At 51.7% G+C, this 25,094-nt stretch carries 23 protein-coding genes; 14 read left to right on the forward strand and 9 right to left on the reverse strand.

What is annotated here, in order from left to right; translation table 11 throughout:
- The first annotated feature begins 162 nt into the window (after nucleotides 1-162).
- The 9 genes from allA to glxK all read left to right on the forward strand — a co-directional run bounded on the left by allA (nucleotide 163) and on the right by glxK (nucleotide 10,772).
- On the forward strand, nucleotides 163-645 hold the full coding sequence (gene allA, locus A9587_RS05320) for an ureidoglycolate lyase (protein ID WP_000776381.1): 483 nt from the start codon (nucleotides 163-165) through the stop codon (nucleotides 643-645).
- Nucleotides 646-722: 77 nt separating this feature from the next.
- Nucleotides 723-1,538: an HTH-type transcriptional repressor AllR gene (allR, locus tag A9587_RS05325; protein WP_000141275.1), complete on the forward strand. Its 816-nt coding sequence runs from the start codon at nucleotides 723-725 to the stop codon at nucleotides 1,536-1,538.
- A gap of 89 nt (nucleotides 1,539-1,627) precedes the next feature.
- Complete coding sequence (gene gcl, locus A9587_RS05330) at nucleotides 1,628-3,409, forward strand: glyoxylate carboligase (protein WP_105263975.1); 1,782 nt, start codon at nucleotides 1,628-1,630, stop codon at nucleotides 3,407-3,409.
- A 12-nt stretch (nucleotides 3,410-3,421) separates the two neighbouring features.
- Nucleotides 3,422-4,198 carry a hydroxypyruvate isomerase gene (hyi, locus tag A9587_RS05335; RefSeq protein ID WP_000943579.1) on the forward strand — a complete coding sequence of 259 codons (777 nt, stop codon included), beginning with the start codon at nucleotides 3,422-3,424 and terminating at the stop codon, nucleotides 4,196-4,198.
- A 99-nt stretch (nucleotides 4,199-4,297) separates the two neighbouring features.
- Nucleotides 4,298-5,176: a 2-hydroxy-3-oxopropionate reductase gene (glxR, locus tag A9587_RS05340; protein WP_016248432.1), complete on the forward strand. Its 879-nt coding sequence runs from the start codon at nucleotides 4,298-4,300 to the stop codon at nucleotides 5,174-5,176.
- A gap of 196 nt (nucleotides 5,177-5,372) precedes the next feature.
- Complete coding sequence (locus A9587_RS05345) at nucleotides 5,373-6,827, forward strand: allantoin transporter (protein ID WP_105225100.1); 1,455 nt, start codon at nucleotides 5,373-5,375, stop codon at nucleotides 6,825-6,827.
- 60 nt (nucleotides 6,828-6,887) lie between these two features.
- Nucleotides 6,888-8,249, forward strand: coding sequence for an allantoinase AllB (allB, locus tag A9587_RS05350; RefSeq protein WP_000006909.1), 1,362 nt, complete (start codon nucleotides 6,888-6,890; stop codon nucleotides 8,247-8,249).
- 54 nt (nucleotides 8,250-8,303) lie between these two features.
- Nucleotides 8,304-9,605, forward strand: coding sequence for a uracil/xanthine transporter (locus A9587_RS05355; RefSeq protein ID WP_105263976.1), 1,302 nt, complete (start codon nucleotides 8,304-8,306; stop codon nucleotides 9,603-9,605).
- 21 nt (nucleotides 9,606-9,626) lie between these two features.
- The gene (glxK, locus tag A9587_RS05360) at nucleotides 9,627-10,772 is read left to right on the forward strand and encodes a glycerate 3-kinase (protein WP_001515924.1); all 1,146 of its coding nucleotides are present in this window, start codon (nucleotides 9,627-9,629) and stop codon (nucleotides 10,770-10,772) included.
- Nucleotides 10,773-10,993: 221 nt separating this feature from the next.
- Here glxK and allE read toward each other — a convergent pair whose 3' ends face one another.
- Genes allE through allD form a run of 3 tightly spaced genes read right to left on the reverse strand, consistent with a single transcriptional unit; the run spans nucleotide 10,994 to nucleotide 14,096 of the window.
- Complete coding sequence (gene allE, locus A9587_RS05365) at nucleotides 10,994-11,779, reverse strand: (S)-ureidoglycine aminohydrolase (RefSeq protein WP_000540973.1); 786 nt, start codon at nucleotides 11,777-11,779, stop codon at nucleotides 10,994-10,996.
- Between the two features lie 10 nt (nucleotides 11,780-11,789).
- Nucleotides 11,790-13,025 (reverse strand): allantoate deiminase, encoded by a 1,236-nt coding sequence (allC, locus tag A9587_RS05370; RefSeq protein ID WP_001515926.1) that lies wholly within the window; start codon nucleotides 13,023-13,025, stop codon nucleotides 11,790-11,792.
- Between the two features lie 21 nt (nucleotides 13,026-13,046).
- Entirely contained in the window at nucleotides 13,047-14,096 is a 1,050-nt protein-coding gene (gene allD, locus A9587_RS05375; protein ID WP_001515927.1) for an ureidoglycolate dehydrogenase, read from the reverse strand.
- 316 nt (nucleotides 14,097-14,412) lie between these two features.
- Between allD and A9587_RS05380 the strand changes: the two genes are divergently transcribed.
- From A9587_RS05380 to A9587_RS05395, 4 genes are read left to right on the forward strand one after another with little or no spacing between them, the layout of a single operon-like run.
- A complete protein-coding gene (locus A9587_RS05380) occupies nucleotides 14,413-16,080 on the forward strand; it encodes an acyl-CoA synthetase FdrA (RefSeq protein WP_105263977.1) in 1,668 nt (555 codons plus the stop codon).
- A 9-nt stretch (nucleotides 16,081-16,089) separates the two neighbouring features.
- Nucleotides 16,090-17,349 (forward strand): DUF1116 domain-containing protein, encoded by a 1,260-nt coding sequence (locus A9587_RS05385; protein ID WP_085448756.1) that lies wholly within the window; start codon nucleotides 16,090-16,092, stop codon nucleotides 17,347-17,349.
- Nucleotides 17,350-17,359: 10 nt separating this feature from the next.
- Nucleotides 17,360-18,175, forward strand: a complete 816-nt coding sequence (locus tag A9587_RS05390) for a DUF2877 domain-containing protein (protein ID WP_105263978.1) — start codon at nucleotides 17,360-17,362, stop codon at nucleotides 18,173-18,175.
- Complete coding sequence (locus A9587_RS05395; RefSeq protein WP_000855393.1) at nucleotides 18,172-19,071, forward strand: carbamate kinase; 900 nt, start codon at nucleotides 18,172-18,174, stop codon at nucleotides 19,069-19,071. The genes A9587_RS05390 and A9587_RS05395 overlap by 4 nt, the downstream gene beginning before the upstream one ends.
- 514 nt (nucleotides 19,072-19,585) lie before the next feature.
- Here A9587_RS05395 and purK read toward each other — a convergent pair.
- The 5 genes from purK to ppiB form a co-directional block, all read right to left on the reverse strand.
- Nucleotides 19,586-20,653, reverse strand: a complete 1,068-nt coding sequence (gene purK, locus A9587_RS05405; protein WP_000815515.1) for a 5-(carboxyamino)imidazole ribonucleotide synthase — start codon at nucleotides 20,651-20,653, stop codon at nucleotides 19,586-19,588.
- Nucleotides 20,650-21,159: a 5-(carboxyamino)imidazole ribonucleotide mutase gene (purE, locus tag A9587_RS05410; RefSeq protein WP_001295318.1), complete on the reverse strand. Its 510-nt coding sequence runs from the start codon at nucleotides 21,157-21,159 to the stop codon at nucleotides 20,650-20,652. Before purE ends, purK begins: the two co-directional genes overlap by 4 nt.
- Before the next feature lie 95 nt (nucleotides 21,160-21,254).
- Complete coding sequence (locus tag A9587_RS05420) at nucleotides 21,255-21,584, reverse strand: hypothetical protein (protein WP_001250482.1); 330 nt, start codon at nucleotides 21,582-21,584, stop codon at nucleotides 21,255-21,257.
- A gap of 111 nt (nucleotides 21,585-21,695) precedes the next feature.
- Nucleotides 21,696-22,418, reverse strand: a complete 723-nt coding sequence (gene lpxH / locus A9587_RS05425; protein WP_105263433.1) for a UDP-2,3-diacylglucosamine diphosphatase — start codon at nucleotides 22,416-22,418, stop codon at nucleotides 21,696-21,698.
- A 2-nt stretch (nucleotides 22,419-22,420) separates the two neighbouring features.
- Nucleotides 22,421-22,915: a peptidylprolyl isomerase B gene (ppiB, locus tag A9587_RS05430; protein WP_105263432.1), complete on the reverse strand. Its 495-nt coding sequence runs from the start codon at nucleotides 22,913-22,915 to the stop codon at nucleotides 22,421-22,423.
- Between the two features lie 173 nt (nucleotides 22,916-23,088).
- Here ppiB and cysS point away from each other — a divergent pair, with 173 nt between their 5' ends.
- The gene (gene cysS / locus A9587_RS05435) at nucleotides 23,089-24,474 is read left to right on the forward strand and encodes a cysteine--tRNA ligase (RefSeq protein WP_000912352.1); all 1,386 of its coding nucleotides are present in this window, start codon (nucleotides 23,089-23,091) and stop codon (nucleotides 24,472-24,474) included.
- 41 nt (nucleotides 24,475-24,515) lie between these two features.
- Here cysS and A9587_RS05440 read toward each other — a convergent pair whose 3' ends face one another.
- Entirely contained in the window at nucleotides 24,516-25,046 is a 531-nt protein-coding gene (locus A9587_RS05440) for a metal-dependent hydrolase (RefSeq protein WP_001143525.1), read from the reverse strand.
- Nucleotides 25,047-25,094: the final 48 nt, after the last annotated feature.

The raw sequence follows: 25,094 nt of genomic DNA on the forward strand, positions 1-25,094 counted from the left end.
CACATGATAACCCTGCGTGATTTGTGGACTAAATCTGGTTTTGGAAAAATATTCCAACTTTTGTATTGATGTTGTTCTCTTAAGGTTTTAGATTGCCTGTTATTGAAACCTGGCTGACCGGTCGGCGGTGGTTGAACGGAATTATGTTACAAGGACAAAAAGATGAAACTTCAGGTATTACCGTTAAGTCAGGAAGCCTTCAGTGCTTATGGCGACGTTATCGAAACGCAGCAACGGGATTTTTTCCATATAAACAATGGACTGGTGGAGCGTTATCACGATTTGGCGCTCGTTGAGATTCTTGAGCAAGACCGGACGCTTATCAGCATTAACCGCGCGCAACCGGCGAATCTGCCGCTGACCATCCACGAACTCGAACGCCATCCGTTGGGCACCCAGGCATTTATTCCGTTGAAAGGGGAAGCGTTTGTGGTGGTCGTGGCGTCAGGTGATGAAACCCCAGATCTGTCAACGCTGCGGGCGTTTATCACCAACGGTGAGCAGGGGGTGAATTACCATCGTAATGTCTGGCACCATCCGCTTTTCGCCTGGCAGCAGGTTACCGATTTTCTGACCATCGATCGCGGCGGCAGTGACAACTGTGATGTCGAAAGTATTCCTGAACAGGAACTCTGTTTTGCGTGACGCCTGGAACCGACTTGCATAAGATAAACTAATTGTTCATTGTTTATGCTCACTTGTAGGTCGGAGTTAACGTAGGTATGACGGAAGTTAGACGGCGCGGCAGGCCAGGACAGGCAGAGCCTGTGGCACAGAAGGGCGCACAGGCGTTAGAACGGGGAATTGCGATCCTGCAATATCTGGAAAAAAGTGGGGGAAGTTCATCGGTTAGCGATATTTCTCTCAATCTGGATTTGCCGCTCTCAACGACCTTTCGCTTGCTGAAGGTTTTACAGGCAGCGGATTTTGTCTATCAGGACAGTCAGTTAGGCTGGTGGCATATAGGATTAGGTGTCTTTAACGTCGGCGCGGCGTACATCCATAACCGCGATGTCCTCTCCGTTGCCGGGCCGTTTATGCGCCGCCTGATGTTGCTTTCCGGCGAGACGGTCAATGTCGCAATTCGTAACGGCAATGAAGCGGTTTTAATTGGTCAGTTAGAGTGTAAATCGATGGTCAGGATGTGCGCGCCGCTGGGCAGTCGTCTGCCGTTACATGCTTCCGGCGCAGGCAAGGCGCTGCTTTATCCGCTGGCGGAAGAGGAGCTGATGAGCATCATCCTGCAAACCGGTTTGCAGCAGTTTACGCCAACGACGCTTGTGGATATGCCCACCTTGCTGAAGGACCTGGAACAAGCGCGTGAACTGGGCTATACCGTAGATAAAGAAGAGCATGTTGTAGGCCTGAATTGCATAGCTTCAGCAATTTACGACGATGTAGGTAGTGTTGTTGCCGCTATCTCTATCTCCGGGCCTTCATCACGACTGACAGAAGATCGTTTTGTCAGCCAGGGTGAGCTGGTCAGAGACACCGCCCGCGATATTAGTACGGCGTTGGGACTGAAAGCACATCCATAGTGTCTGTCGCATCCCGCTCTGCGGAGCGGGTTTTTTTGACAAAAAATGAAAGTTGGAAAATTTTTCCAATTAATAGAGGTAGGAATAAAATGGCAAAAATGAGAGCCGTTGACGCGGCAATGTATGTGCTGGAGAAAGAAGGTATCACCACCGCCTTCGGCGTTCCGGGAGCAGCAATCAACCCTTTCTATTCAGCGATGCGTAAGCACGGCGGTATTCGTCACATCCTGGCGCGTCACGTAGAAGGTGCGTCGCACATGGCTGAAGGCTATACCCGCGCAACGGCAGGGAATATCGGCGTTTGTTTGGGGACTTCCGGTCCGGCGGGCACTGATATGATCACCGCGCTCTATTCTGCTTCTGCTGATTCCATTCCTATTTTGTGCATTACCGGTCAGGCTCCGCGCGCTCGTCTGCATAAAGAAGATTTCCAGGCGGTGGATATCGAAGCTATCGCCAAACCGGTCAGTAAAATGGCGGTTACTGTACGTGAAGCGGCGCTGGTGCCTCGTGTGCTGCAACAGGCATTTCACCTGATGCGTTCTGGTCGTCCGGGGCCGGTACTGGTGGATTTACCGTTCGACGTTCAGGTTGCGGAAATCGAGTTTGATCCTGACATGTACGAATCGCTGCCGGCCTACAAACCTGCTGCCAGCCGTATGCAGATCGAAAAAGCGGTAGAAATGTTAATTCAGGCCGAACGTCCGGTGATTGTTGCCGGGGGCGGGGTAATCAACGCCGATGCCGCGGCGCTGTTACAACAGTTTGCTGAACTGACCAGTGTTCCGGTGATCCCAACGCTGATGGGCTGGGGCTGTATTCCGGACGATCACGAACTGATGGCCGGGATGGTGGGGCTGCAAACCGCGCATCGCTACGGTAACGCAACGTTGCTGGCGTCCGACATGGTGTTTGGTATTGGTAACCGTTTTGCCAACCGTCATACCGGTTCGGTAGAGAAATACACCGAAGGGCGCAAAATCGTCCACATCGATATTGAGCCGACACAAATTGGCCGCGTGCTGTGTCCGGATCTGGGTATTGTCTCTGACGCTAAAGCGGCGCTGATGCTGCTGGTTGAAGTGGCGCAGGAGATGCAAAAAGCCGGGCGTCTGCCTTGTCGTAAAGAGTGGGTTGCAGAGTGCCAGCAGCGCAAACGCACTCTGCTGCGCAAAACCCACTTCGATAACGTGCCGGTGAAACCGCAGCGCGTGTATGAAGAGATGAACAAAGCCTTTGGACGCGATGTTTGCTATGTCACCACTATTGGTCTGTCGCAAATTGCCGCTGCACAAATGCTGCATGTCTTTAAAGACCGTCACTGGATCAACTGTGGTCAGGCAGGCCCGCTGGGCTGGACCATTCCGGCGGCGCTGGGCGTGTGTGCGGCTGATCCAGAGCGTAATGTGGTGGCGATTTCCGGAGACTTCGACTTCCAGTTCCTGATTGAAGAGTTAGCCGTTGGCGCACAGTTCAACATTCCGTACATCCATGTGCTGGTCAATAACGCCTATCTCGGTCTGATTCGCCAGTCGCAGCGTGCATTTGATATGGATTACTGCGTACAGCTCGCGTTCGAAAATATTAACTCCAGTGATGTGAACGGTTACGGCGTTGACCACGTAAAAGTGGCGGAAGGTTTGGGTTGTAAAGCCATTCGCGTCTTCAAACCGGAAGATATTTCTCCGGCCTTTGAACAGGCGAAAGCTTTAATGAATCAGTACCGTGTTCCGGTGGTAGTGGAAATTATGCTGGAGCGTGTGACTAATATTTCGATGGGCAGTGAACTGGATAACGTCATGGAATTTGAAGATATTGCGGATAACGCAGTGGACGCACCGACGGAAACCTGTTTCATGCACTATGAATAAGGGAGATAAATAATGTTACGTTTCTCTGCTAATTTATCGATGTTATTTGGCGAATATGATTTTCTCAGCCGTTTTGAGAAAGCCGCTCAGTGTGGTTTTCGCGGTGTTGAATTTATGTTTCCTTATGACTATGACATTGAAGAATTAAAACAGGTACTGGCGAGTAATAAACTTGAACATACGCTGCATAATTTACCGGCGGGTGACTGGGCGGCAGGCGAGCGGGGTATTGCCTGTATTCCAGGGCGTGAAGAAGAGTTTCGTGATGGCGTAGCAGCAGCGATTCGTTATGCCCGTGCGCTGGGTAATAAAAAAGTTAACTGTCTGGTCGGGAAAACACCAGCAGGCTTCAGCAGTGAACAGATTCACGCAACGCTTGTGGAAAATCTGCGTTATGCCGCGAATATGCTGATGAAAGAAGATATTTTATTATTGATTGAGCCAATCAACCATTTCGATATTCCTGGTTTTCATCTCACCGGAACTCAGCAGGCACTGAAACTGATTGAAGATGTTGGCTGCTGCAATGTAAAAATCCAGTATGACATTTATCATATGCAACGGATGGAAGGTGAATTAACCAATACCATAACCCAATGGGCCGATAAAATTGGTCATCTGCAAATCGCTGATAATCCACATCGCGGCGAACCAGGAACCGGAGAAATTAATTACGATTATCTCTTTACGGTAATTGAAAATTCTGACTACAACGGTTGGGTTGGGTGTGAATATAAACCCCAAACCACTACGGAAGCCGGTTTACGCTGGATGGAACCGTACCGTTAAAACGTAACGCTGTTCAGACAATGCTTTTTTAGGCCGCAACATCGGCAGGGGATCGTGTTGTCTGAATTCAGGAATGGCGACATTTAAAAGAGGTTAATTATGAAACTGGGATTTATTGGCTTAGGCATTATGGGCACCCCGATGGCCATTAATCTGGCGCGTGCCGGTCATCAATTACATGTCACGACCATTGGACCGGTTGCTGATGAATTACTGTCACTCGGTGCCGTTAATGTCGAAACCGCGCGCCAGGTAACGGACGCTGCCGACATCATTTTTATTATGGTGCCGGATACGCCGCACGTTGAAGAGGTTCTGTTTGGTGACAATGGCTGTACTAAAGCTGCGCTGAAGGGCAAAACCATTGTTGATATGAGTTCTATTTCACCGATTGAAACTAAACGTTTTGCTCGTCAGGTAAATGAACTGGGTGGTGATTATCTCGATGCGCCCGTTTCCGGCGGTGAAATTGGCGCGCGTGAAGGGACGTTGTCAATTATGGTTGGCGGTGACGAAGCGGTATTTGAACGCGTGAAACCGCTGTTTGAACTGCTCGGTAAAAATATCACCCTCGTGGGCGGTAACGGCGACGGTCAAACCTGCAAAGTGGCGAACCAGATTATCGTGGCGCTCAATATTGAAGCGGTTTCTGAAGCCCTGTTGTTTGCTTCGAAAGCCGGTGCTGATCCTGTGCGTGTGCGTCAGGCGTTGATGGGCGGCTTTGCCTCCTCGCGCATTCTGGAAGTTCACGGAGAGCGTATGATTAAACGCACCTTTAATCCGGGCTTCAAAATCGCTCTGCACCAGAAAGATCTCAACCTGGCGCTACAAAGTGCGAAAGCGCTGGCGCTGAATCTGCCAAACACCGCGACCTGCCAGGAATTATTTAATACCTGTGCAGCAAACGGCGGCAGCCAGTTGGATCACTCTGCGTTAGTGCAGGCGCTGGAATTAATGGCGAATCATAAACTGGCCTGATAAATGAGCATCATGGCTGATGAAGCTACGATGCCCGCAATAAATAATGGCCGATATCAAATAATTGATTCGGCCTGCAGTAAAAAAGAAAGCAGCCAACGATGTTGCTTCAGTATTAAATCTATTTTTTATTTTATTAGTTCCTCATAGCTAGATTAAAACAGCGTTATTCAATACGTGAAATTAAGAGGGATTTATGGAACATCAGAGAAAACTATTCCAGCAACGTGGCTATAGCGAAGATCTATTACCGAAAACGCAAAACCAGCGGACCTGGAAAACATTTAACTATTTTACCTTATGGATGGGGTCGGTACATAACGTTCCCAACTACGTAATGGTAGGTGGCTTTTTTATTCTCGGCTTGTCTACCTTTAGTATTATGCTGGCAATTATCCTTAGTGCCTTTTTTATTGCAGCGGTAATGGTATTAAACGGTGCGGCGGGCAGTAAATACGGCGTACCATTTGCCATGATCCTGCGTGCTTCTTACGGTGTACGTGGCGCACTGTTTCCCGGATTATTAAGAGGTGGTATTGCCGCTATCATGTGGTTTGGCCTGCAATGCTACGCGGGGTCACTGGCCTGCTTGATCCTGATTGGCAAAATCTGGCCGGGGTTTTTAACTCTCGGTGGTGATTTCACTCTGTTAGGACTTTCTCTACCCGGCCTGATTACCTTCTTGTTTTTTTGGCTGGTTAACGTTGGAATTGGCTTCGGTGGCGGCAAAGTTTTAAATAAATTCACCGCCATTCTTAACCCGTGCATCTATATCGTTTTCGGTGGCATGGCGATTTGGGCGATTTCGTTGGTTGGGATCGGTCCAATCCTCGACTACATCCCCAGTGGTGTACAGAAAGCAGAAAACAGTGGTTTCCTGTTCCTGGTGGTGATAAACGCGGTGGTTGCAGTCTGGGCAGCACCGGCGGTAAGCGCATCCGACTTTACGCAAAACGCCCACTCGTTTCGTGAGCAGGCGCTGGGGCAAACGCTGGGTCTGGTCGTGGCCTATATTCTGTTTGCGGTTGCTGGGGTAAGTATTATTGCCGGAGCCAGTATTCATTACGGCGCTGATACCTGGAACGTGCTGGATATTGTTCAACGTTGGGACAGCCTGTTCGCCTCATTCTTTGCGGTACTGGTTATTCTGATGACGACCATTTCGACTAACGCTACCGGTAATATTATTCCGGCCGGTTATCAGATTGCTGCTATTGCACCGACGAAACTGACCTATAAAAACGGCGTACTGATTGCCAGTATTATCAGCCTGCTGATCTGCCCGTGGAAATTAATGGAAAATCAGGACAGTATTTATCTGTTCCTCGATATTATCGGCGGAATGCTGGGGCCGGTAATTGGTGTGATGATGGCTCACTATTTCGTGGTCATGCGTGGGCAAATTAATCTTGATGAATTATATACCGCATCCGGTGATTTTAAATACTACGATAACGGCTTTAACCTTACCGCGTTCTCAGTAACTTTGGTGGCGGTTATTTTATCTCTCGGCGGTAAATTTATTCCGGTCATGGAACCATTATCTCGAATTTCATGGTTTGTCGGCGTTATCGTCGCCTTTGCGGCTTACGCTTTATTAAAAAAACGCACAGCAATAGAAAAAACAGGAGAACAAAAAGTCACAGGTTAATTAATCCCGATATTGAACATTGAGTTAAAAAAACAATCTGTATTTTACAAGGAGTTTGTTATGTCTTTTGATTTAATTATTAAAAACGGCACTGTCATTTTAGAAAATGAAGCTCGCGTTGTAGATATCGCCGTTAAAGGCGGAAAAATTGCCGCTATCGGTCAGGAGCTGGGCGATGCAAAAGAAATTATGGATGCGTCTGGTCTGGTGGTCTCTCCGGGCATGGTTGATGCGCACACCCATATTTCTGAGCCAGGTCGCAGCCACTGGGAAGGTTATGAAACCGGCACTCGCGCAGCGGCAAAAGGCGGTATTACCACCATGATCGAAATGCCGCTCAACCAGTTGCCAGCTACCGTTGACCGCGCTTCTATTGAACTGAAGTTTGATGCCGCTAAAGGCAAGCTGACTATCGATGCGGCACAACTCGGTGGCCTGGTGTCTTACAACATCGACCGTCTGCATGAGCTGGATGAAGTGGGCGTTGTCGGCTTCAAATGCTTCGTCGCAACCTGTGGCGATCGCGGTATCGACAATGACTTCCGTGACGTCAATGACTGGCAGTTCTTCAAAGGCGCGCAGAAGCTGGGCGAACTGGGTCAGCCGGTGCTGGTGCACTGCGAAAACGCGCTGATCTGTGACGAACTGGGCGAAGAGGCGAAGCGTGAAGGCCGCGTAACCGCGCATGACTATGTCGCTTCGCGCCCGGTATTTACGGAAGTGGAAGCGATTCGCCGCGTACTGTATCTGGCAAAAGTTGCCGGTTGCCGTCTGCACGTTTGCCACATCAGCAGCCCGGAAGGTGTTGAAGAAGTGACTCGTGCGCGTCAGGAAGGTCAGGACGTTACCTGTGAATCCTGCCCGCATTACTTTGTGCTGGATACCGATCAGTTTGAAGAAATAGGCACTCTGGCGAAGTGTTCACCGCCGATCCGCGATTTGGAAAACCAGAACGGCATGTGGGAAAAACTGTTCAACGGTGAAATCGACTGCCTGGTTTCTGACCACTCTCCATGCCCTCCTGAAATGAAAGCCGGTAACATCATGAAAGCATGGGGCGGTATCGCTGGTCTGCAAAGCTGCATGGACGTGATGTTCGATGAAGCGGTACAGAAACGTGGTATGTCTCTGGCCATGTTCGGCAAATTAATGGCCACCAATGCGGCGGATATTTTCGGTTTGCAGCAAAAAGGTCGTATCGCCCCAGGAAAAGATGCCGACTTCGTCTTCATTCAGCCGAATAGCAGCTATGTTCTTACCAATGACGATTTGGAATATCGCCACAAAGTCAGCCCGTATGTTGGCCGTACCATTGGCGCGCGTATCACGAAAACCATCTTACGTGGTGATGTGATTTACGACATCGAACAGGGCTTCCCTGTTGCGCCTAAAGGTCAATTTATCCTTAAACATCAGCAGTAATCTGGCCCCTGCAATGCCCGCCGCGTGCGGGCATTCTCCGGTTAAGGTGTGTTTATGTTCAATTTTGTAGTCAGCCGCGAAAGCCTGTTATCAGGGTTTCAGTGGTTTTTCTTTATTTTTTGCAACACCGTTGTGGTTCCTCCTACGTTGCTTTCGGCTTTTCAGTTGCCGCAAAGTAGCCTGCTTACGCTCACCCAATATGCTTTTCTCTCTACCGCGCTGGCCTGCTTTGCTCAGGCATTCTGCGGTCATCGTCGCGCAATTATGGAAGGGCCGGGGGGCCTGTGGTGGGGAACCATCCTCACCATCACCCTCGGAGAAGCGTCGCGCGGTACACCGATCAACGATATCGCCACCAGTCTGGCGGTGGGAATTGCGCTCTCCGGCGTACTGACAATAATGATTGGTGTTAGTGGCTTAGGTCATCGCCTGGCGCGGTTATTTACCCCGACGGTGATGGTGCTGTTTATGCTGATGCTTGGCGCACAACTGACCAGCATCTTTTTTAAAGGTATGCTCGGGCTGCCGTTTGGCATAGCCGATCCTGATTTTAAAATTCAGTTACCGCCGTTCGCGCTCTCGGTGGCGGTAATGTGTCTGGTGCTGGCGATGATTATCTTTCTGCCGCAACGTTTTGCCCGTTACGGCTTGCTGGTCGGCACGATAACCGGGTGGTTGTTATGGCATTTTTGCTTTTCGTCCTCGCATTCGCTTTCCGGTGAGTTGCACTGGCAGTGGTTCCCGCTCGGCAGTGGTGGCACGTTGTCACCGGGAATTATTCTGACGGCGGTGATTACCGGTCTGGTTAATATCAGTAATACCTACGGTGCGATTCGCGGTACAGATGTTTTTTATCCGCAACAGGGCGCGGGGAATGCGCGTTATCGTCGCAGCTTTGTGGTGACCGGATTTATGACCTTGATAACCGTACCGTTGTCGGTAATTCCATTCTCGCCGTTTGTTTCATCAATTGGTTTATTAACCCAGACCGGCGATTACTCGCGACGCTCGTTTATTTATGGCAGCGTTATTTGTCTGCTGGTGGCGCTGATTCCTGCACTTACACGACTGTTCTGTAGTATTCCATTACCGGTGAGTAGCGCGGTTATGCTGGTTTCTTATCTACCGCTGCTCTTTTCTGCTCTGGTATTTAACCAGCAAATAACTTTTACCGCTCGCAATATTTATCGCCTCGCATTGCCGTTATTTGTCGGCATATTTTTAATGGCATTACCGCCTGTGTATCTGCAAGATCTTCCATTAACGCTTCGTCCTCTACTCAGTAACGGTCTACTGGTCGGAATTTTACTGGCTGTTCTTATGGATAATCTTATTCCGTGGGAACGCATCGAATAATTTGTTGAAAAAGGATTAATAATGAAAATTGTCATTGCGCCAGACTCTTTTAAAGAGAGCTTAAGTGCAGAAAAATGTTGTCAGGCAATTAAAGCTGGATTTTCGACCCTCTTTCCCGATGCGCACTATATCTGTTTGCCGATAGCGGATGGTGGAGAGGGGACGGTTGATGCGATGGTTGCTGCGACGGGCGGCAAAATCGTGACGCATGAAGTCTGTGGACCGATGGGCGAAAAAGTGAATGCTTTTTATGGCATTACTGGGGATGGGAAAACGGCGGTGATCGAGATGGCGGCGGCAAGTGGCCTGATGCTGGTCGCACCTGAAAAGCGTAATCCGCTACTGGCGTCAAGTTATGGCACCGGTGAGTTAATTCGCCATGCGCTTGATAACAGCATTCGTCATATTATTCTCGGCATTGGCGGCAGCGCGACGGTAGACGGCGGCATGGGCATGGCGCAGGCACTCGGTGTGCGTTTTCTCGATGCTGATGGTCTGGTGCTGGCGGCAAATGGCGGTAATTTAGCCCGTGTGGCAAGCATTGAGATAGAGGAGCGCGATCCGCGTCTGGTGAGCTGCCATATCGAAGTCGCGTGCGATGTCGATAACCCGCTGGTAGGGGCACGCGGTGCGGCTACGGTGTTTGGCCCACAAAAGGGGGCAACGCCGGAAATGGTCGAAGAGCTGGAACAGGGGCTGCAAAATTACGCCCGTGTTTTACAACAGCAAACTGAAATTAACGTCTGCCAGATGGCAGGTGGCGGCGCAGCGGGCGGAATGGGCATTGCGGCGGCAGTGTTTCTCAATGCGGATATCAAACCGGGTATTGATATTGTGTTAAATGCGGTCAATCTTGCGCAGGCGGTGCAAGGTGCGGCGCTGGTGATCACCGGTGAGGGGCGCATTGACTCACAAACGGCAGGCGGTAAAGCGCCGCTGGGTGTGGCGTCAGTGGCGAAGAAATTAAATGTCCCGGTGATTGGGATTGCTGGCGTATTGGGTGATGGCGTGGAAGTGGTGCATCAATATGGTATCGACGCTGTTTTCAGTATACTGCCGCGGCTGGCACCTTTAGCCGAAGTGCTTGCCAGTGGTGAAACCAATCTCTTTAACAGCGCGCGGAATATTGCCTGTGCCATTAAAATAGGTCAGGGAATTAAACTCTGATTCTTACCTTAATAAAGTGGATGCGGTTCATATCGCATCCGTTCAGATTACTGACAACGTGCGTGTTGTGTATGCCGGTTCCGTCCTGGAAATCGCGAAAATTATCATGTAGGCCTGATAAGTGAAGCGCATCAGGTAATGTTGCGAAAAAAAAGCCACGGTATAAACCGTGGCGAAATCCAACATAGCTAAAATAAAAATCTCAGCGAGAGTGGTATTAATTAAATCTCAACGTCGCGGTTGCAATCTTTCGAATAAATATAACTAAACGCTTCACCGCGCCCTACGCCATAACCGGCTTGCAAGGAATATGCGCCCATAAAGATGTAATCGCCTTTTTTCACTGGGATCCAGTTATTGTCGAGGTTATAAACCCCCTGACCGGAAAGAATATAGGCACCGTGTTCCTGAACGTGGGTTTCGATATAACCGTGGCTGGCACCTGGCGCAAAAGAGAGGATATGCATGTTCATATCAAAGCCTAACTCTTTTGGCAGGAAGTCCAGCAGGATCACATCGTCCATACCTTCATAGTGAATACGTTCCAGTTCATTTGCATTGCCAGAAACCAGCCACGGCGCATGGCCTTCTACCGGAATATAACGGCGCTTATATAAGAAGATTTGGCTGTCTTCGGTCTGGGAATTAACAAACGTCATTAAGGAACCTGGCGGGCAATACAGATACCCACCTTCGCTTAAGTCAAATTTTTTCCCTTCAGCTTCGGCAGTGATATTTCCAGAAATCACATACAGGAAAGTTTCTATCCCATCGCCGCCGAAACCCTGCTGATTACCGCCGTTTTGATGCAGCGTGACCAGATAATCGACAAACGTAGCGCCCAGCTTTGGTGTAGACAGGATCGTCGAGTCACAATTTTCAAAGCCCGGAATAATATTTTTCACCAGGCCGTCTGGGGTTAACAGTGCGAAATTACCGTGTTTCACAATCGCGCGGTTAGCCAGTAAATCATCGCGGTAACCCGTGACGTTATTTAAATATCCCATTTATGACTCCTTATTTCTGCCAGGCAAGTTGATAAAGCATGAGTGCCAACGTTTTGACCCCTTCGGCAAGGTCGTTAATATTGGTGCGTTCCGCCGGGTTATGGCTGATCCCGTTAATGCTGGGAATGAAAATCATGCAGGTCGGCACGCGAGGCGCGAAAATTTGCGCGTCGTGTCCGGCACCGCTGTGCATTACCCGATAGTTCAGGGCTTCCTTCTTGCACAGCTCCGTCAGGGTGGCGACCAGTTCTTTGTTCATTGGCACGGGTTCTTCATCCATCCATAAATCGATATCAATACCGATATCCATTTCATCGCAAATCGCCCGCATGTCGTTTTCTAACCGTTGGGTGAAATCACGCAACACGGCGGCGTCAGTATGGCGACAATCAATAGTGAAAGTGGTTTTCCCCGGCACCACATTCACCGTATTCGGGCGCGGCTCCACCTTGCCAAAGGTGAGCACCAGCGGATCGCCCATCTTTTTCGCTTTTTCAACCGCTTGATTGCAAATGCGACTGAACGCGTAGACCGTATCACGACGATAGCCCATCGGCGTGGTGCCTGCATGGTTTGATTCGCCGTTCAGCGTCACCGTGTAGCGACGTTGCCCGACAATTGCATTCACGATGCCAATTGATTGACCATTACTTTCCAGTACACAGCCTTGTTCAATATGCAGTTCGACAAAGGCTTTGATGTCCTCGCGTGGTGGTAGCGGCGCGTTCGGCAGGACAAATCCGCAGGCGAGCATCGCATCAAGGAAGCTGTTGCCTTTGGCATCACAGATATTCCGCACATCGTCAGGATTCGCCAGACCGAAAATGTTTTTACTGCCCCAGAAGACATATGGGAAGCGGCTGCCTTCTTCTTCTGCCATCGCCACCACTTCGACTGTACGCAGCGGCGCGCCGTATTGCGTTTTCAGCCAGTCAATTGCCAGCCACGCCGCCAGTGCGCCGAATTGCCCGTCAAGGTTACCGCCGTTAACAACGGTATCGATATGCGAACCGCTCAGAACCACTTCCTGTGGGTATTCGGTGCCGCTCAGGCGGCCGTATAAATTCCCCACTTTGTCGAAATGTGTTTCCAGCCCGCTGACGGCCATTCTTTTTTTGAATTGTTGCTGGGTTTCCAGCCATTCCGGCGAATAAAGTAAACGGGTCATTCCACCCGTTGGGTCTGCGCCAAAAGAGGAAAGCCAGGGCAGCGTTTCTTCTATGGCCTGGCGAAAATGTGTGATCATAGGAAAGTCCTGTCTCAATTATTATTGTGCAAAGGGATTTTTCGTTTCATATGACGTGTTATAAAGCGCGTCGGAAATTAAATACTGGTAAATATCATCAACAATCTCGATACCTTCGACGGCGGCTTTGCGTTGTTTAATATCTTGATCCTGTCCGGGATAATAAACTTGGCTAAAACCGGGCGCGGGGGTAATGGCATTTAATTCGCACATGGTCTGGCTAAGATGTTGTCGGAATAATTCGCTGGAGGAGAAAAAGTCAGGATTAATTACCAGATGTAATTGCCCCAAATTACGTCCGGCGTGTAAATCGTCATACATTGAACTGACCTGACGCCCGAACGGTAAACCGAGTAACACGCCTGAAAGCAGATCAATCATCATCATCAGGCCATAACCTTTCGGTCCGGCAGCGGGCAGCAGGGCGTTAACCGAGAATGGATCGGCTGTTGGTGCTCCGTTTTTATCGACCGCCCAGGTCTCCGGAATAGACATATTGCGCGAGCGCGCGTCGAGTACTTTCCCCCATGCCTGTACGGTAGTCGCCATATCAAAGGTAAGGATCTCGTCACTTTCTCCCGGCGCGGCAAAGGCCAGCGGGTTAGTACCGTAGTAAATTTCCGCCCCGCCAAATGGCACCACCATGGGATCGGACTGACACATCGAAATGCCAATTAATCCGGCGTGAGCTGCCTGCTGCACAAAATAAGAGATTGCACCGCTGTGCCCCATCCGACTAATGCCGACCACGGCAACGCCATTTTGTTGGGCGGTTTTGATGGCATGTTCCATAGCCATTTTTGCGGCAACCTGCCCGGCGGCGTTGTCGGCATGTAAAATTGCTGAGCACGGCCCTGTCTCCTCAAGACGGAATGCCGGTTCGCGGTTAGTGCCGCCTTTTGAAATGCGTTCTGCGTAGTATTCCACGCGTACCGCGCCATGAGAGTGGATCCCTCTGGCATCGGCGTAAACCAATACTTCAGCAACGGTTGCAGCGTGCTCACGTTTTAACCCAGCCAGGCAGAGTTTATTCTCAATTAGCTGGTGGAGTGTTTCCCGACTGATTTTCATCTGTCTTCCTTTTTAACGACGGTGTGAAGCATGACTGCAATTAACATACAGGGAAAATATCTGGATTATGTGATCCAGACAGGCAAAAAAATATAGTTAGAATTTATTTGATAATCCGCCTGTTTTTAATCTGATTTTTAAAATTACGTCGCTTGTTAAAAAATAACACGTAATGCTCTGGCGGTTATTTGATTTATTTTACTAATAATCTCTGTGTGATGTTTATCACCTTATTTACCATCGGCCGACGATACCGTAATTGACACATTAATACTGCTCGTGCAATTGCCATGGGTGCAATTTTTAAGGAGTTGTTATGATCCACGCCTTTATTAAAAAAGGGTGTTTTCAGGATTCGGTCAGTTTAATGATTATTTCACGAAAACTCAGCGAATCAGAAAATGTTGATGATGTTTCCGTAATGATGGGTACGCCCGCTAATAAAGCGTTATTAGAGACTACAGGTTTCTGGCATGACGATTTTAATAACGCCACGCCGAACGATATTTGCGTGGCAATTCGTAGCGAAGCGGCGGATGCGGGGATCGCGCAGGCGATTATGCAGCAGCTTGAAGAGGCGTTAAAGCAACTGGCGCAGGGGACGGTCAGCAGCCAGGCGTTAACGCAGGTGCGCCGCTGGGATAGCGCCTGTCAGAAATTACCCGACGCTAATCTGGCGCTGATTTCAGTGGCGGGTGAGTACGCGGCGGAACTGGCTAATCAGGCGCTGGATCGCAACCTCAACGTGATGATGTTCTCCGATAACGTCACGCTGGAAGACGAAATCCAACTCAAAACTCATGCGCGGGAAAAAGGCTTGCTGGTGATGGGGCCGGATTGCGGTACGTCGATGATTGCCTCTACGCCGCTGGCTTTCGCTAATGTGATGCCGGAAGGCAATATTGGTGTCATTGGCGCTTCTGGTACAGGGATCCAGGAATTGTGCTCGCAGATTGCGCTGGCAGGGGAGGGGATCTCCCACGCAATTGGTCTGGGCGGGCGCGATCTCAGCCGTGAAGTGGGTGGCATCAGTGCGCTGACGGCGCTGGAAATGCTCAGTGCAGACGAGAAAAGCGAAGTGCTGGCGTTTGTCTCAAAACCGCCAGCCGAAGCCGTGCGCCTGAAAATTGTTAATGCCATGAAAGTAACCGGCAAACCGACGGTGGCGCTGTTTTTAGGTTATACCCCGATGGCGACTCGTGACGAGAATGTGTGGTTTGCCTCCTCGCTGGATGATGCCGCGCGTCTGGCTTGCCTGCTTTCACGCGTTACAGCGCGACGTAATGCGATAGCTCCGGCCAGCAGTGGATTTATTTGCGGCTTGTATACCGGCGGTACGCTGGCAGCCGAAGCGGCGGGATTACTCGCCGGACATCTGGGCGTGCCAGCCGACGATGCCCATCATCACGGCATGATGCTGGACGCTGATGGTCACCAGATCCTCGATCTGGGCGATGATTTCTACACCGTCGGGCGTCCCCATCCGATGATCGACCCGACGTTACGTAATCTGTTGATTGCCGATCTCGGTGCTAAACCACAAGTGCGTGTATTGCTACTCGATGTGGTGATTGGTTTTGGTGCGACTGCCGATCCTGCCGCATCGCTGGTAAGCGCATGGCAACAAGCCTGTGACGCCCGTCCAGATAGTCAACCTCTGTATGCCATTGCCACGGTGACGGGTACTGAACGTGACCCGCAATGCCGTTCGCAACAAATTGCCACACTGGAAGATGCGGGGATCGCGGTGGTCAGTTCACTGCCTGAAGCCACGTTGCTGGCGGCGGCGCTGATTCATCCGCTTTCGCCAGCCACGCATAAATACACTCCATCATTACTGAAAAACGTCGCTGTGATTAACGCCGGGTTACGCAGTTTTGCGCTGGATCTTCAAAGTGCCAGCAAACCGGTAGTGCATTACCAATGGGTGCCAGTCGCTGGCGGCAATAAAAAACTGGCTCGTTTATTAGAACGTTTGCAATAAGGGGTTCCCATGTTTACATCAGTGGCGCAAGCCAATACTGCGGTTATCGAACAAATTCGTCGCGCTCGTCCACACTGGCTGGATGTGCAACCGGCTTCTTCACTCATTAGCGCGTTAAATCAGGGTAAAACACTGCTTCACGCCGGGCCACCGATGCGCTGGCAGGAGATGACCGGGCCAATGAAAGGAGCGTGCGTGGGCGCATGTCTGTTTGAAGGCTGGGCAAAAGATGAAGCGCAGGCTTTGGCGATGCTGGAGCAGGGGGAAGTGAACTTCATTCCTTGCCACCATGTGAATGCTGTCGGGCCAATGGGCGGTATTACCTCTGCCAGTATGCCGATGCTGGTGGTTGAGAATGTGACCGACGGTAACCGGGCGTATTGCAACCTCAACGAAGGTATCGGCAAAGTGATGCGTTTCGGTGCCTATGGCGAAGATGTTCTGACTCGCCATCGCTGGATGCGCGATGTGTTGATGCCAGTATTAAACGCCGCGCTGGGGCGCATGGAGCATGGTATCGATCTCACCACGATGATGGCGCAGGGCATTACGATGGGCGATGAGTTCCATCAACGCAACATTGCTTCCTCAGCACTGTTGATGCGTGCGCTGGCACCGCAAATCGCCCGTCTCGATCACGATAAACAGCAAATCGCGGAGGTGATGGACTTCCTTAGCGTGACCGATCAGTTCTTCCTCAATCTCGCGATGGCCTATTGCAAGGCGGCGATGGATGCAGGCGCGATGATCCGTGCGGGCAGCATCGTTACGGCAATGACCCGCAACGGCAATATGTTTGGGATTCGGGTAAGCGGTCTGGGCGATCGCTGGTTTACTGCGCCAGTTAACACTCCACAAGGTCTGTTTTTCTCCGGCTTCTCGCAGGAGCAGGCGAATCCGGATATGGGCGATAGCGCGATTACCGAAACCTTTGGTATCGGTGGAGCGGCAATGATCGCCGCCCCAGGCGTAACGCGTTTTGTCGGTGCGGGTGGCGTGGAGGCTGCAAGAACGGTATCTGAAGAGATGGCGGAAATCTTCCTTGAACGCAATATGCAGTTGCCGATCCCCGGCTGGGATTTCCAGGGCGCATGTCTGGGGCTGGATATTCGTCGCGTTGTGGAAACCGGCATTACGCCGCTCATCAATACTGGTATCGCCCATAAAGAAGCGGGGATCGGGCAGATTGGGGCAGGCACTGTACGGGCACCGCTGGCCTGCTTTGAACAGGCGCTGGAAGCCCTGGCTGAAAGTATGGGTATTGGTTGAGGAACGCGCGATGACGATCATCCATCCTCTGCTTGCCAGTCGTAGCGCACCAGACTATCGCCAGTCCTGGCGGTTAGCGGGCGTCTGGCGGCGGGCGATTAATCTGCTGACGGAAAGCGGCGAACTGTTAACGCTGCATCGTCAGGGAAGTGGTTTCGGCCCCGGAGGATGGGTGCTTCGCCGCGCGCAATTCGATGCGCTATGCGGTGGATTACGTGGCAATGAACGACCGCAAGTTGTGGCTCAAGGGATTTGCCTCGGGCGTTTTACGGTTAAACAGCCACAGCGTTATTGTTTGCTACGTATTACGCCGCCTGCGCATCCTCAACCGCTTGCCGCTGCATGGATGCAACGCGCGGAGGAAACCGGGCTTTTTGGGCCACTGGTGTTGGCGCTAAGCGATCCGCTACCCGCTGAATTGCGCCAGTTTCGTCACTGTTTTCAGACCGCACTCAATGGCGTTAAGACCGACTGGCGGCACTGGCTGGGAAAAGGTCCGGGATTAACGCCAAGTCATGATGACACGCTGAGCGGAATGCTGCTGGCGGCCTGGTATTATGGCGCTTTAGATGCGCGCTCCGGTCGCCCGTTTTTTGCCTGTTCCGACAATCTTCAACACGTTACCACGGCGGTGAGCGTTAGTTATTTGCGTTACGCCGCCCAAGGCTATTTCGCCTCGCCACTCCTGCACTTTGTTCATGCTCTGAGTTGCCCGAAACGTATCGAAGCAGTGATTGATTCGCTGTTGGCGCTGGGGCATACGTCAGGGGCAGATACGCTGCTGGGGTTCTGGCTTGGTCAACAATTATTACAAGGAACACCATGAAAACACTGGTTGTAGCTCTTGGGGGCAACGCCTTACTCCAGCGCGGTGAGGCGCTGACGGCAGAAAATCAATATCGCAATATTGCCAGTGCTGTACCCGCGCTGGCACGTCTGGCGCGTTCTTATCGGCTGGCGATTGTTCACGGCAACGGGCCGCAGGTGGGGCTGCTGGCGTTACAGAATCTGGCGTGGAAAGAGGTGGAACCGTATCCGCTGGATGTGCTGGTGGCGGAAAGCCAGGGGATGATTGGCTATATGCTGGCGCAGAGTTTGAGCGCACAGCCGCAGATGCCACCGGTGACGACGGTGCTGACGCGCATTGAAGTTTCACCTGATGATCCGGCATTTTCGCAGCCAGAGAAGTTTATCGGTCCGGTTTATCAGCCGGAAGAGCAAGAGTCGCTGGAAACGGCATATGGCTGGCAGATGAAACGCGACGGTAAATACTTGCGCCGGGTGGTGGCATCTCCACAACCGCGTAAAATTCTCGACAGCGAAGCCATTGAGTTGTTGCTCAAAGAGGGGCATGTGGTGATTTGTAGTGGCGGCGGCGGTGTTCCGGTGACGGATGACGGAGCTGGGAGTGAAGCGGTGATTGATAAAGATCTCGCCGCTGCGTTGCTCGCCAGGCAGATTAATGCCGATGGGCTGGTGATCCTCACCGATGCTGATGCGGTATATGAAAACTGGGGAACGCCACAGCAACGCGCCATTCGCCATGCCACACCGGATGAGTTAGCGCCATTTGCCAAAGCCGATGGTTCGATGGGGCCGAAGGTGACGGCGGTGAGTGGTTATGTCAGAAGCCGTGGTAAACCCGCGTGGATTGGTGCGTTATCGCGAATTGAAGAGACGCTGGCGGGCGAGGCGGGAACCTGTATTTCGTTGTCGTCGTAGGCATTTGTGCCTGATGCGATGCTTGACGCATCTTATCAGGCCTACAATTGGTGCCGGATCGGTAGGCCGGATAAGGCGTTCCCGCCGCATCCGGCAATTGGCGCACGATACCTGACGCGATGCCGGCGCATCTTATCAGGCCTACAATTGGTGCCGGATCGGTAGGCCGGATAAGGCGTTCCCGCCGCATCCGGCAATTGGCGCACGATGCCTGATGCGATGCCGGCGCATCTTATCAGGCCTACAATTGGTGCCGGATCGGTAGGCCGGATAAGGCGTTCCCGCCGCATCCGGCAATTGGCGCACGATGCCTGACGCGATGCTGGCGCATCTTATCAGGCCTACAATTGGTGCCGGATCGGTAGGCCGGATAAGGCGTTCCCGCCGCATCCGGCAATTGGCGCACGATACCTGATGCGATGCTTGACGCATCTTATCAGGCCTACAATTGGTGCCGGATCGGTAGGCCGGATAAGGCGTTCCCGCCGCATCCGGCAAGAATATGAGCACCAGGTTAACTGAACTTACTCTGCGCCCAAATCACGCCGCTGGCATACTCCGGCGGCAGCAGTGGGATTAATGCTTCCAGCGTCGCGGTCAGACGCGATGTGTCGCTGTCGGTCAAATTCAGATGCCCCACTTTACGACCTGGGCGTACTTCTTTGTCGTACCAGTGCAGATGCACCAGCGGCAGTTTCAGCCAGTCATAGTTCACATCGCTACCAATCAGGTTGATCATCACCGACGGGCTATTAACCACCGGTTGCGGTAACGGCAGATCGGTAATCGCCCGCAGGTGCAGCTCAAACTGGCTGATGCTGGCACCGTTTTGCGTCCAGTGACCGCTGTTATGCACACGCGGAGCCAGTTCGTTGATCAACAGACCTTGCGGGGTGACAAAACACTCCATCGCCATCACACCGACATAACCCAGTTCCTGCATAATCGCTGACAGCATTTCTTCGGCCTGCGCCTGCTGCGGTGCATTGGCCTGCGGGAAAGCCACGCTGGTGCGTAAAATACCGTCCTGATGCAGGTTGTGCGTCAGCGGATAAAACACTGTGCTGCCATCAAAGCCGCGCGCGCCAACCAGTGACACTTCGCCAGAGAAGTTAATGCCCTGCTCGACAATACATTCGCCGTAGCATTCAGCCGGTAACTGTTCGGTTTCATCGGCGCGTAAACGCCATTGACCGCGACCGTCATAGCCACCAATACGACGCTTAACAATCGCCAGCTCACCTAAACGATCAAACACCGCAGGCCACTCGCTGCGATCGGCAAGTAACTGCCACGGCGCGGTCGGTAGGTGAAGTTTGTCGAAAAGCTGCTTCTGAGTCAGGCGATCGGCAATAATCGGGAATACATCGCGGTTCACAAAGGCCGGATGGCGCGCCAGCTCGCGAGTTAATGCGGTTTCTGGCCAGCGTTCGATCTCAGCGGTAATCACGCTTTGTTGAAAAGGCACCGCCGCCGGTTCAGCGTCCAGCCCGACCGGCCAGACAGCAATGCCTAACGGTTCGCCTGCCTGGCGCAACATACGGCCTAACTGCCCGTTACCGAGGACGCAAACCTGTTTCATGCCGCACCTCGCGGGTCCGGGTTTTCCAGTACTTCGTCGGTCTGGGCTTTGCGCCAGTCATTCAGACGCTGGTGCAGTTCTTTATCATGAGTAGCAAGAATTTGTGCTGCCAGTAACGCCGCGTTTGCCGCGCCCGCTTTACCAATCGCCAGCGTACCCACCGGAATGCCGCGCGGCATTTGCACGATGGAGTAGAGGCTATCGACACCGCTCAGTGCGGCGCTCTGTACTGGTACGCCCAGCACCGGCACCAGCGTTTTTGCGGCAATCATGCCTGGCAGGTGCGCTGCGCCGCCAGCGCCCGCAATAATCACCTGATAACCGTTCTCTTCGGCGCTTTCAGCGAAGCTGAACAGTTTATCAGGGGTGCGGTGAGCAGATACCACTTCTACGTGGTGCGGGACATTCAGGATTTCGAAGATTTCGGCGGCGAACTGCATGGTAGCCCAGTCGCTTTTGGACCCCATCACGATGGCGACACGCGCCGGATTATTGCGGGAAGACATGCGTCTTAAAACTCCTGTGGTGCACAACTCTCGGCTTTAGAGGGCACAGAGAATAGCACGGAAAGAGAGCAAGGAAAACGGTTGCGTAGGCGGGATTAACCGTCATTTGTTGAGTTTTTAATCTGATCTGCGTGTTGATTATGCGCTCTGGATGAACTGGCAAAGAATGCCCATATCAGCACAATGCTCCACGGAAAAAAGCAAATACCGACAATCAATACAAATCTTTCGACAAAACGTTGGTTATGGGGGCGGGTGAGTACTAAGTAAATGAGCCAGAAATAGACTATCCACGAAATGACCGCTGCAACTACCAGTGACAATACGCCAAAATAGAAGCCGACAAGGCCAAACCAGCTAATACACAGAGGCGCTCCTGCCGTAAGGGCGATGCCAGAAATCAAAAATCCGTTGCAGCGTCGCATAATAATATTCCCTGTTGTTATTTCACTCAGGGACTTATTACCTTGCTGACTCAGAAAAAGATATACAGGTTACGGTAGTCTGGCGCTTTTTCAGAATCTGTTCATTCGCGGTCAGAAAGGAAAATGGATTAGCTCAACGTCATCTGCCGTGACTTTCACCATCGAACCTTCGGTATGCCAGGCTCCCAGCACGACGCGGAAAGCAGGTTGCGCATTGGCGATGAGTTCATGCACCGCCGGGCGATGCGTATGCCCGTGGATCAGCCATTGCACCTGATGCTTTTCCATCGCACTGACCACCGCGTTTTGGTTAACGTCCATGATCGCCAGCGATTTACTGCTGTTGGCTTCTTTACTGTTTGCGCGCATTCGCGCAGCAATACGTTTACGTAAAAACAGCGGCAGGGCGAGGAATAGCGTTTGCAACCAGGGCTTGTGGACTTTGGCGCGAAAAGCCTGATAACCGACGTCATCGGTGCACAGCGTGTCGCCATGCATAATCAGCACCCGACGACCATAAAGTTCGAGCACTTTTTCTTCTGGCAATAACGTCATGCCGCTTTCACGGGCAAAGCGTTTGCCGAGCAGAAAATCACGGTTGCCATGAATGAAATAACAGGGAACGCCGGAGTCGGATACCGCTTTGATCGCCGCCGCCATCTGGCGATGAAACGGGCTGGGATCATCGTCGCCAATCCATGTTTCAAACAGATCGCCAAGAATATACAGCGCGTCGGCCTTGCGGGCTTCTCCCGCTAAAAAACGCAGAAAACCGGCGGTGATCGCCGGTTCTTCCACGCAGAGATGAAGATCTGCAATAAAGAGTGTCGCCACGATTACTCGCTAACGGTCACGCTTTCAATGATAACGTCTTCTTTTGGCACGTCCTGGTGCATACCGCTACGACCGGTTGCGACACCTTTGATTTTGTCGACTACGTCCATGCCTTCAACCACTTCGGCAAATACGCAGTAACCCCAACCTTGCAGGCTCTCGCCGGAGAAGTTCAGGAAGTCGTTATCAACCACGTTGATGAAGAACTGGGCAGTTGCAGAGTGCGGAGCCTGAGTACGAGCCATTGCCAGCGTACCACGGGTGTTTTTCAGACCGTTGTTGGCTTCGTTTTTGATTGGCTCTTTGGTGGCTTTTTGCTTCATGCCCGGTTCAAAACCGCCGCCCTGAATCATAAAGCCGTTGATAACACGGTGGAAAATGGTGTTGTTGTAAAAACCTTCGTGGCAGTAGTCCAGGAAGTTTTTAACTGTTTCAGGTGCTTTATCGTCAAAAGTTTTGATGACAATATCGCCGTGATTGGTGTGGAAAGTAACCATTTTTGCATCCTGTTCCGTTTGATTGGTGCTTCAACCCGGTTCGGGTCATATATAGGGTGGTGTTATAGCATAACCGCACGATCGGATCATCTCGCAATGTATGCTGATTCGCGCGGGAAATATGGGTATTATACGCAACTCAATTACCCACACATGTCTAAACGGAATCTTCGATGCTAAAAATCTTCAATACTCTGACACGCCAAAAAGAGGAATTTAAGCCTATTCACGCCGGGGAAGTCGGCATGTACGTGTGTGGAATCACCGTTTACGATCTCTGTCATATTGGTCATGGGCGTACTTTTGTCGCCTTTGACGTAGTTGCGCGTTACCTGCGTTTCCTCGGTTATAAGCTGAAGTATGTGCGCAACATTACCGATATCGACGACAAAATCATCAAACGCGCCAATGAAAACGGCGAAAGCTTTGTGGCACTGGTGGATCGCATGATCGCTGAAATGCACAAAGATTTCGATGCTTTGAATATCCTGCGCCCGGACATGGAGCCGCGTGCAACGCACCATATCGCAGAAATTATTGAACTCACTGAACAACTGATTGCTAAAGGTCACGCCTATGTGGCGGACAACGGCGACGTGATGTTCGACGTACCGACCGATCCAACTTACGGCGTGCTCTCGCGTCAGGATCTCGACCAGTTGCAGGCAGGCGCGCGCGTTGACGTGGTCGATGACAAACGCAACCCGATGGACTTCGTGCTGTGGAAGATGTCGAAAGAGGGCGAACCGAGCTGGCCTTCTCCGTGGGGCGCGGGTCGTCCTGGCTGGCACATTGAATGTTCGGCAATGAACTGCAAACAGTTGGGTAATCACTTTGATATCCACGGCGGCGGTTCTGACCTGATGTTCCCGCACCACGAGAACGAAATTGCCCAGTCCACCTGTGCGCACGATGGTCAATACGTCAACTACTGGATGCACTCCGGCATGGTGATGGTTGACCGCGAGAAGATGTCCAAATCGCTGGGTAACTTCTTCACCGTGCGCGATGTGCTGAAATACTACGACGCCGAAACCGTGCGTTACTTCCTGATGTCGGGTCACTATCGCAGCCAGTTGAACTACAGTGAAGAGAACCTGAAACAGGCGCGTGCGGCGCTGGAACGTCTCTACACTGCGCTGCGTGGCACAGACAAAACCGTTGCTCCTGCGGGTGGCGAAGCGTTTGAAGCGCGCTTTATCGAGGCGATGAATGACGACTTCAACACGCCGGAAGCCTATTCCGTGTTGTTTGATATGGCGCGTGAAGTGAACCGTCTGAAAGCAGAAGATATGGCAGCGGCGAACGCAATGGCGTCTCACCTGCGTAAACTCTCTGCCGTGCTGGGTCTGCTGGAGCAAGAACCGGAGGCGTTCCTGCAAAGCGGCGCACAGGCAGACGACAGCGAAGTGGCTGAGATTGAAGCGTTAATTCAACAGCGTCTGGATGCTCGTAAAGCCAAAGACTGGGCGGCAGCGGATGCGGCGCGTGATCGTCTTAACGAGATGGGGATCGTGCTGGAAGATGGTCCGCAAGGAACCACCTGGCGTCGTAAGTAACACCCTCACTCTTATCCTCTCCCGCAAGGGAGAGGATACGCTCAGCGCAATTTACGCCTGCTCCACCACAATATTCCCATCACTATTATTCCTGGTAGCCATACCCACATTAGCTCTGAAATAATCACCTGATGCCCATATGGCGTGGTGTAACGTGATAACGCAAACGGCGCGACTTTAATCACCTGCCAGGGGGCGAAAAATCGTTCCTCTGACCACGGCCACAACCAGCCAACACCTTTGCCGCCAGTGGTTACCGAATCCAGCAAGCTGTGTGATAGCAGCGATACGGTTAAAAATAGCCAGCAGCGAATCAGCCCCGTCCTGAACCATCGATGCCCAATAAGCACGCATAACAGCGGGACAACAAACGCAAATACCAGCGAATGAGTAAAACCGCGATGGCCAAAAACATTGCCGTAAGCAACGCCAAATTTAAACGACAATACGTCGGCGTCTGGCAGCATCGCCAGGACGATTCCGGCAAATAACAGACGCGGCGGGATGATTTTCGACCCCAACCCTAAACCAATACAAAGGGGGACGGCGGCGTGGGTAATAACGGTTGGCATGATGATTGCTTCGGCAAAATGTTGATGCTAACAGCATGAATGAAAGCA

Source organism: Escherichia sp. MOD1-EC6162 (genome assembly GCF_002965125.1).
GTDB classification, from domain to species: domain Bacteria; phylum Pseudomonadota; class Gammaproteobacteria; order Enterobacterales; family Enterobacteriaceae; genus Escherichia; species Escherichia marmotae.